This is a genomic window from Almyronema sp., from assembly GCF_052168255.1.
Classification (GTDB): Bacteria; Cyanobacteriota; Cyanobacteriia; order Phormidesmidales; family Phormidesmidaceae; genus Sphaerothrix; species Sphaerothrix epifaneia.
In genome coordinates this window covers 43,885-52,006 of the sequence record NZ_JBQLZL010000004.1, presented here as the reverse complement: position 1 = coordinate 52,006, position 8,122 = coordinate 43,885, and the positions used below count along the sequence as shown (strand labels likewise).

The window sequence follows — 8,122 nt, the reverse complement described above, 5'->3', positions numbered from 1 at the left end:
TATGCGGCTGAGTTGATGATTCGTTGTAAAGAAGCGGCGGTGCGGGTGTCGCCCCAAGTGTGGGCGGGGATTGAGTCGCGCATTTTGACGGTGCCTGATGGCGGCACACCCTGATCTGCAAAAAATTGCCCTTTCGGCCTAATTGACGCCGATCGCTGAATGCTTTACACTCAGCCATTAAGCTGTAGCGGTTAAAACGTTACAGCTTGTTTACATACACAGGACTCGAAAACTCAACGGCTCCTGAAGGTGCTTACGACACCAGCAGGAGCCTAACCCCCAACTGAAACAGGCAGTCGGCGGCTAGTGGTGAAGTGTACCACCAGCCACCCCGATTTGCATTGCAATTTGTCGGGGTGGTTGAGTTTTTGGGTTCTGGTTTCCTGCCGCCACTTTCTTGCTTGGGCAAAGGCTATGTTCTGCCCTAGACGAAAAAAGCCAAGGCGAGGAAAGCCAGACCTCAAAACCTAAGGAGTACACGCCATGTTTCAAACGCCAGATGCGGGCGATCGCCCAACTGCGATCGCCTCAGATAGCGCCAACCCCACCCCAGAAGACATTCGGGTGATGATTTTCGGCTCATTGCCCTGTGTGCGGCAAGAAATCCACCGACTGCACGTTAAAGAGTGCGTCGCCGCCAACGACTGGAGCCGCCCGATCTCGACCGGACGCCCGAATGAAGTGATGGTGATTTTGGTTAAGCGCTGCCGACTTGACTAAAAACCAAAGAGAGGCCGCGATCGCGGCCTCTCTTTAACCTCAAAATCTGATTTAGCTCAACTGAAAGACGGCCATAGCCCCAAAAACTAAGCCAGCTAAATGGCGAAAACCGCTAATAGTCAAGCTTCTGACCTTTACCCTTTAACTTCTACCTTTAGCCCCCTATTCGCCCGCATCTGAAAACAGCAGCGTACGCGCATTGGGATAGTAAGTAGCCCAGTAGCGCGGATCGGGGCGGCTGCTCCACTGGTTGCGGCTCACCTGTAGCATCATCACAGGCAGCGAAATTCCCTGGCTTTCAGCCGTTACCGTCACAATCACCTCAGTAATGAGCAAATCAGCATCAAAACTGCGCTGCGCTGCCGCACGAGCCGTAATATCTGCCCGCCGAATTAAAGTTTCATAGCTTTCATTTTCGCCGCGTACTAAAAAGAGGCTAGTGCGAGACGTATAGGCTTGGGCTGCTGGCGGCGCGATCGCCGTTTGGCCAACCCAAAACCCACTGGATAACCCCAGTAAAACTGCCAGCCCAACAGGTGAGCAAGCCTGCCGCCAACGGTTTAACAGTCGGGCTACTTTTTTCGGCATTCGTTTTGGTTGAGTCATTACGGTTATCCTTTTTATCTGCTCCCTAGACCAGGGTAGTTTGCCCAAGGATGGAGACAATTTTTGGTTAAAGCTTAGCTCAAATTGGAGCGGTTCTAGCAAGAATTCGTTTGCCTAGATCTAAGCGGTAGACGTATCTGGCAAAATGAATGTTTCAAGCCAGAAAGTCTATGCTATCTTCGGGGCACAGAACGGGGTCGAGACGCTTAGCGCCAAACTGGGGTGCGTTTATATATTGATGGATAGCTTGTTGCAATCGTTATGACTCAACATTGGGCAGTTGTCGTTGGCATTAATCAGTATCAGGCTTTGCAGCCGCTGCTCTATGCTCAGCAAGATGCGATTGGGCTTTGGCGCTTCTTAACCGAAGGGGCTAATGTTGCCGCCGATCGCTGTTTTTTGCTGTGCGATCTAGCCGAAGCGCGATCGCCCGTTGCGGCTCGGCCAGATCGCCAAACTTTGATCAGCTGCGTGCAAAAGCTCTGCCACGAACAGCTACAGCCCGACGATGTTTTGTGGTTTTTCTTTAGTGGCTATGGCATTCGTTTTGGCGATCGCGACTATCTGCTACCCATTGACGCCGATCCGGCTCATTTGGCCGAAACTGCTTGCTCCGTTCAGGCGCTATTTGAGCTGTTTAAGCAGGCTCCTACTAACAATGTCGTCATTCTGCTAGATATCAACCGGGCACAGGCAGCTTTGGCTGATCAAGCCGTGGGGCAGCAGTCTCTAGCCTTAGCCCGCGACTTTGGCCTATCGCTGATCGTCTCTTGTCAGCCGCAAGAATTTTCTCATGAAACTTTGGCGGTCAAACACGGCTTATTTACAGCAGCGCTGCTAGAAGGCTTGCAGTATCGCGGCTGCGTTACCCTCGACCACATCGCCAAGCACCTGCAAAAGCAACTGCCCGAACTTTGTGAACACCACTGGCGACCCACTCAGCACCCAGCGATTCAAATTCCCAGCGAACAACAGTTTTTGCTGATGGTGCCAACGGCTGCTAACCTGCCCGTTACGCCTGCTGCGCCCACCACTGCTAATCATCCAGTGCGATCGCCCCAACTGCCCGTGATGAGTCCGCTGCCGCCCACGCCTGCCGCTAATGCCCCAGCCACCGCTGGCGACCGTTCGGCGGCTAGTGCTTTTAGCCCCTCTCTGGCTACCTTGCAACGCTCACTAGGTAGCTGGGGGCCACTGGCTTTAATAGTGGCGTTGCTGTTGTTGCTTTTAAGCCGCTTTAATTTGCTGCCGTTGCCTGCGCCTCAGCCTGTTCCTGCCCCTGCTGAACCAGAGTCGCCTACGTCTGAGACCGCTGACCCTGAAGCGGCAACTGCCGTTTCTGATACCGCCGCTGACGTACCGGGAAATGCGCTCTTTGCCGGAGCGTTATCGGGGGCTAGACGCGAACTGCCCCGTTCGGCACTGGCTCAGGCACAACAGGCGATCGCCCAGCAGCGGTACGCTGAAGCCATTCGCTGGCTAGAACAGGTGCCCGCCGCCACCAGAGATGAAACCTACAACATTTTGCAAGCCCAGGCTGAAGCCAGCTTAGCCCAGCAGGTAGCCGACAACCAAGCCAGACTAACCACCGCCCAGCGAAGCGCCCAGCCCAATCAGGCAGCTAGCTTAGCCGCAGCGATCGCTGAAGTTAGCCAAATTCCAGCGGGCGAACCTTTTTATCAAGAAGCGCAGCAGCTTGTCGAGCAGTGGAGCCAAGACCTTTTAAACTTAGCCGACACCTCCGCCAATCAAGGCGATTTAGCCGCCGCCATCGCCACGGCTCAGCTTGTACCCGCTGCAGCCTCAGCCCTGCATCGTCAGGCTCAAGCGCAAATTGAAAACTGGCAGCAACGCCAAACCAGTCAGGCTCAACTGCAACAGGCTGAAGCCATTTTGCAACCGGGGCAAGCGGCTTCTTTTCAAGACGCCATCGTTTTACTGCGGCAAGTTCCGGCGGCTCATCCCGAATATGATCAAGCCCAGACCCGAATTGACCAACTCAGCCAAGAAATTCTCAGCATTGCGCGGGCACGGGCGGCTCAAGGACGCTTTGAAGCGGCAATTCAAGCCGCCATTTTGGTGCCGCCAGACACAGCCGCCTACAGCAGTGCCCAAACCCAGCTAAAGCGCTGGCAAGCGCAGTAAGATGAAAAGCACAAAGTTTGAGCAGTTGATAAAACGCAATGGTGCAGCAACGCATTCAGCCAGAGCCGGGGCAAGAATCGGTTTGGGACTATCCTCGTCCTCCTCGGTTAGAAGCTTCTAATAAACATATTCAAGTGGTTTTAAATGGCATCACCTTGGCCGATACCCGACAGGCGCAGCGGGTACTAGAAACCAGCCATCCCCCGGTTTACTACATTCCACCTACCGACCTTCAGCTAGCTTATTTGCAGCCTGCTGCGGCCTCTTCGTTTTGCGAATGGAAAGGACGCGCCGCTTACTATACCCTTAGCGTTGGCGATCGCCAGGTGGAAGCCGCTGCCTGGTATTACCCTGATCCGACTCCGGCGTTTGAGGCCATTCAAAACTACGTCGCCTTTTATCCCTCTAAAGTAGATGCTTGCTACGTTGACGGCGAACGCGTCCAAGCCCAGGCGGGTGACTTTTACGGCGGCTGGATTACGTCAGATATTGTTGGCCCGTTTAAGGGTGGAGTGGGCACTTGGGGCTGGTAGGCTCAAGGGGTAGCGCCGCTGGGGCCAAGCCCCAACTCACTACGGGCGGTCGTTAAAACCTCAACAGCCCGCTTTAGACGAGCTTCAAGGTACTGTTTCTGGCTCAGAAGCTGGCGGATTTTTTGATGACGGGCGATCGCAACGCTGACGACAGAAAGCTGCTCAGGTGGGCAAGGCTGACAGTTAAGCCGACCTTCGGCATCCAGGCTACAGAGGCGGTATTGAGGCGGCTGAGAGGCATTCGCGACGGGCTGGGCAGCGGCTTTTTCAATTTGAGCTTGAATATAAGTGTGAATTTGATCCACATCTCCATGCCGCAACACCGAGGCATCTAAGCCACCCGCAGCCGGCGGGGTCGCCGTTGGGCTGGCCTCAGACTCTAACCAACCATCGACAATCGGCCCTTCCATATAAACAGCTTGAATATCGAGCAAAATTTTGCGCAGTTCAGTTTGCCACTGCTCAACATTGCCGCCAATTTCTTGCAGCAGCGTCATGGCTAACGCAGGATTCGCTTCGTGGCGATGGCTGCTAAAGGTAGTGCGTTTCAGCTTGGGCAGGCTGGGTAACGCCCCCTCAACCGGAACGGTAGGTAAAGTAGTAGCATCTACGGTAGTGCGATCGCGGGTTGGCTCTACGGAGCCAGGTAACGCCACGGGACGAGGGCTACTGGGGGTACAGTCTGCGGGTGTTGGAGGTTTAGCCACGATGGTAAACGAAACACCTGAGCGAGATTTTGCCTCTGAAGTCATTAGTTGAACCCTTCTCGGTGCTACTCTGTCCGGTTGATAGACCATGGGCGCTATTTTATGCCCATCAAATCACTAATTTGACACAACGGGTTGTCTCTGTAAAAGACTGCAATGATCTTTCAGCCTTTTCTATTAATTTCAATCCGTATTTTTTAACGCTAGTCGGTCTAAAACCGAACTTTTGGCTAGAATTAACCTAGGTTTGAGGGGTCTTTCGGTCTGCATTGGGTTTAGCTATGGCACTACCTCCGTCAATTCGATATTTGTTTGCCCGCCTACAGCCCGCCGCTCAGCCTGTGGTCTGGGGGCCAGTTTTGGTGTTGACTTTGTTAGGGGTAGTTTTTTGGGAATATCGCAATCATCCTGAGTGGCTAGCAGGCTTTGAAATCGATCGCCAATCGCCTAGCGTTCAGCTTCCTGAAACCGAACTTACCCTAGATGAGCAAGCCGCCTTAGCTCAGGTTGATAGCTTAGACGTATTGCTGGCCGATTTAGACGCCTCTACCCCGGCCATTCAGCCAGACACGCCAGAAGCGAGTTTGTTCAACCAGCTGACTAAAATTGCTGATAGCGAACCCCTTCGCACCAACAACTACTCGCCCTACAATTCAAACCCTGCTCAACCAAGGCCAGTTAGCCCCCCCAGCACCCTTGACAACCCGGCTAGAAGCACTGCTTCAGCCTTAAACCTATCAGCTTTGTTAGGCACAGAAACCGCCGCTGAACCCAGTCAAGCAAGTGCTTTGCAAACCGCTTTAAGCCGCTTACCGACTCAAACCGAAAACTCAGAAGGGCGATCGCCTGCTTCTAGCGCTACGCAACCCTCAACCGCACCCGATCGCATAGCCAATACCGATGCGGCCGCTTCTGCCACGCTGCCAGGAACCCGTCCAGGGGTAGGGCCTATTCGATTTATTCCGACCACCCCCAGCATGTCGCCGCCGCCGGGTACTACTGGCTATACCCCGCCCGCTACGCTCAATCTGGCTCCAAATAATTATCCAGGGGGCAACGCTTACACCAACCTGACCACGCCTGCTTTACCTCAGGTTCAATCTGGCTTTGACAACTTGCCTAATCGCGCCGCAACGACCCCCGTTTTGCCCCCTAGCGCCAGCAATCTGTACAGCCAGCCCCAGGTGCCCCAGGTACCACAAAATACAGTGCCTTTTTCAGTGCCGCGTCCACCGGGCGCTTATTTAGGAGGGGGGCAAATTCAAACTTTTTCTAATCCCCTCGGTTCTTCCACCTGGGGGCCAGAAGACTACCCCAGTAACTACAATTACTAATCTGGCGGCTGGCGGCTGACCTCACCTAGCGATCGCGCACCAAAAATTCAACCTGAGGCGTCAACGGATCCTTCACTAGCCCAACTCCGGTAAAGCTCCAGCGATCCATCACCTGAGTTAGCTGGTTGCCCGAAACGGGTTCTAAAGCAAAGCGATCGGCCACGGGTTCAGCATGGGTGTTGAGGTAGCTCATCGCTTCATAGTCTGCCTGGAACAGCAGTAAAAAGCTGCCAGCAGACTCGCCCGCTTCGGTACGCGGCTGGGCGACTAAGTAGCGACCGTCAATATTTGATCGCAGCAAATAGTAGCTTTCAGAAAACATCGCTTCCTACCCAAACAAATATTAGCCATAACCTTACTGGCTGGTTTTATCGACAGATTCCAGCCGTTAGCGGTCGTTCTTTACGGGCAGACGACCGAGCGGCCAGCGGTTAGTTCATCTCTGTCAGCTTGATGCGAGGATCTACAAACGTCAGCGCCAAATCGGCTAGCAAATTGCCCACAATGAGCATGACTGCGCCCATCATCAAACTCGCCATAACCAGATACAAGTCTTGGGCTTGAACCGCTTGCAAAATTAAACGGCCTAGCCCCGGCCAGTTAAAGTAGTTTTCGGTAATAAAGGCACCACCCAAAAGAGAAGCAAATTCAAACCCCAGCAACGTAATCAGCGGGTTCACCGCATTTCGCAGGGCGTGAACATAAACAACCCGGTTTTCTGGCAAACCTTTGGCTCGCGCAGTTTGAATATAGTCTTGCCGCAACACGTCGAGCAGTTGCCCGCGCATAATTCGCTGCAACCCGGCAAAGCTGGTAATGCTTAGCGCCAGCGTTGGCAAGATTAGGTGCCAGCCAACATCCAGCAGTTGCCCTAGCCAGGTCAAGTCGGCATGGTTGATGCTGGTGCGCCCCCCTACCGGAAACAAAGGGGCTGTACTTTGAGCTAAAAACAGCAGCAACAACCCCGTAATCAGCGTAGGGAAACCTTGACCCAAATAGCTAACCACACGCAACACGCGATCAGCTACCTGATTTTGCTTAACCGCACTGAGGATACCCAGGGGTAAGGCGATCGCCCAGGTAACTACAATTGAAGCGATCGACAGCAGCAGCGTATTGGGAATTCGCTCCCAAAGAATATCAATGACCGGACGCTGATAGGCAAAGCTCAGACCAAAATTAAGCTGCGTTACCACCTGTACCAGCCAACGCCAGTATTGCTCCCAAATAGATTTGTCTAAACCAAACTGGGCTTCTAGCTGCTGAATGGTTTCTGCCGAAATTTGCGGGTTTTGCCGCTGAGCCGCCAAAAAGTCGCCTGGGGCAAGCTGGATGATAAAAAAGCTAAAAGCAGACGCCAGCAATAAAGTCAGCAGCGCTTGTAAAACACGCTTAATGACGTAAAGCGTCGTGTCGTTTGTCAGAAAACTTTTCAGGGCAAAGCGGATATCTGCTAGCTTTGCCGTTGCTTGAGAAGACCGAGTAGAGGTCATGCCAGATGCTTAACTTTAGTATTGAACCAGCGTCACGATTGGAACTTGAGGCAATCGGTGACGCCCTTCAAGGAACGTGAGTTCAATGATAAAGCCAAATCCCACTAGCTGACAGTTAGCCTGAGCAATCAGCTTAGCCGTAGCTGAGGCAGTGCCCCCGGTTGCAATCAAGTCATCTACCACTAAAACTCGGCTACCTGCCGGAAAAGCGTCTTGATGCACCTCAAGCGCATCGGTTCCATATTCCAGCTCGTATTCAGCGTAGTACACAGCAGACGGCAATTTTCCCGGTTTGCGCACTGGCACAAAGCCAAGATCCATTTTGTAAGCCAGAGGCATCCCAAAAATAAAGCCTCGCGATTCAATACCAGCAATATAGTCGGGAGCTAAATCGATGCATTTCTCGGCCATGCTGTCGATCGCATACTGTAGCCCCTTAGCATCGGCTAGCAGCGTTGTAATATCTCGAAACGTGATCCCCGGTTTGGGGAAATCTGGAACATTACGAATGAGCGCCTTTAAGTCCATGAACAAGCGGCTGAGTGAATTGTAGAAATCCTATCATTCTCAAGGCTCTGCCAGCA

Annotated in this window: 9 protein-coding genes; 4 read left to right on the top strand and 5 right to left on the bottom strand. The window is 53.1% G+C overall.

What is annotated here, in order from left to right; all coding sequences use genetic code 11:
• The first annotated feature begins 483 nt into the window (after positions 1 to 483).
• Complete coding sequence (locus tag ACTS3T_RS00755; protein WP_462934620.1) at positions 484 to 720, top strand: hypothetical protein; 237 nt, start codon at positions 484 to 486, stop codon at positions 718 to 720.
• Between the two features lie 162 nt (positions 721 to 882).
• Here the strand turns inward: ACTS3T_RS00755 and ACTS3T_RS00750 are convergent, their stop codons facing one another.
• Positions 883 to 1,326 (bottom strand): hypothetical protein, encoded by a 444-nt coding sequence (locus tag ACTS3T_RS00750; RefSeq protein WP_462934619.1) that lies wholly within the window; start codon positions 1,324 to 1,326, stop codon positions 883 to 885.
• A gap of 261 nt (positions 1,327 to 1,587) precedes the next feature.
• Here ACTS3T_RS00750 and ACTS3T_RS00745 point away from each other — a divergent pair, with 261 nt between their 5' ends.
• Positions 1,588 to 3,471 (top strand): caspase family protein, encoded by a 1,884-nt coding sequence (locus tag ACTS3T_RS00745; protein ID WP_462934618.1) that lies wholly within the window; start codon positions 1,588 to 1,590, stop codon positions 3,469 to 3,471.
• Between the two features lie 38 nt (positions 3,472 to 3,509).
• Positions 3,510 to 4,004 carry a DUF427 domain-containing protein gene (locus tag ACTS3T_RS00740; protein ID WP_462934617.1) on the top strand — a complete coding sequence of 165 codons (495 nt, stop codon included), beginning with the start codon at positions 3,510 to 3,512 and terminating at the stop codon, positions 4,002 to 4,004.
• A gap of 2 nt (positions 4,005 to 4,006) precedes the next feature.
• Here the strand turns inward: ACTS3T_RS00740 and ACTS3T_RS00735 are convergent, their stop codons facing one another.
• Positions 4,007 to 4,756, bottom strand: coding sequence for a hypothetical protein (locus ACTS3T_RS00735; protein ID WP_462934616.1), 750 nt, complete (start codon positions 4,754 to 4,756; stop codon positions 4,007 to 4,009).
• A gap of 236 nt (positions 4,757 to 4,992) precedes the next feature.
• Here ACTS3T_RS00735 and ACTS3T_RS00730 point away from each other — a divergent pair, with 236 nt between their 5' ends.
• The gene (locus ACTS3T_RS00730; RefSeq protein ID WP_462934615.1) at positions 4,993 to 6,045 is read left to right on the top strand and encodes a hypothetical protein; all 1,053 of its coding nucleotides are present in this window, start codon (positions 4,993 to 4,995) and stop codon (positions 6,043 to 6,045) included.
• 25 nt (positions 6,046 to 6,070) lie between these two features.
• Here ACTS3T_RS00730 and ACTS3T_RS00725 read toward each other — a convergent pair whose 3' ends face one another.
• From ACTS3T_RS00725 to ACTS3T_RS00715, 3 genes are all read right to left on the bottom strand, one after another.
• A complete protein-coding gene (locus ACTS3T_RS00725; protein WP_462934614.1) occupies positions 6,071 to 6,367 on the bottom strand; it encodes a hypothetical protein in 297 nt (98 codons plus the stop codon).
• A 109-nt stretch (positions 6,368 to 6,476) separates the two neighbouring features.
• A complete protein-coding gene (locus ACTS3T_RS00720) occupies positions 6,477 to 7,538 on the bottom strand; it encodes an ABC transporter permease (RefSeq protein ID WP_462934613.1) in 1,062 nt (353 codons plus the stop codon).
• Positions 7,539 to 7,553: 15 nt separating this feature from the next.
• The gene (locus tag ACTS3T_RS00715) at positions 7,554 to 8,066 is read right to left on the bottom strand and encodes an adenine phosphoribosyltransferase (protein ID WP_462934612.1); all 513 of its coding nucleotides are present in this window, start codon (positions 8,064 to 8,066) and stop codon (positions 7,554 to 7,556) included.
• Between the last annotated feature and the right edge of the window lie 56 nt (positions 8,067 to 8,122).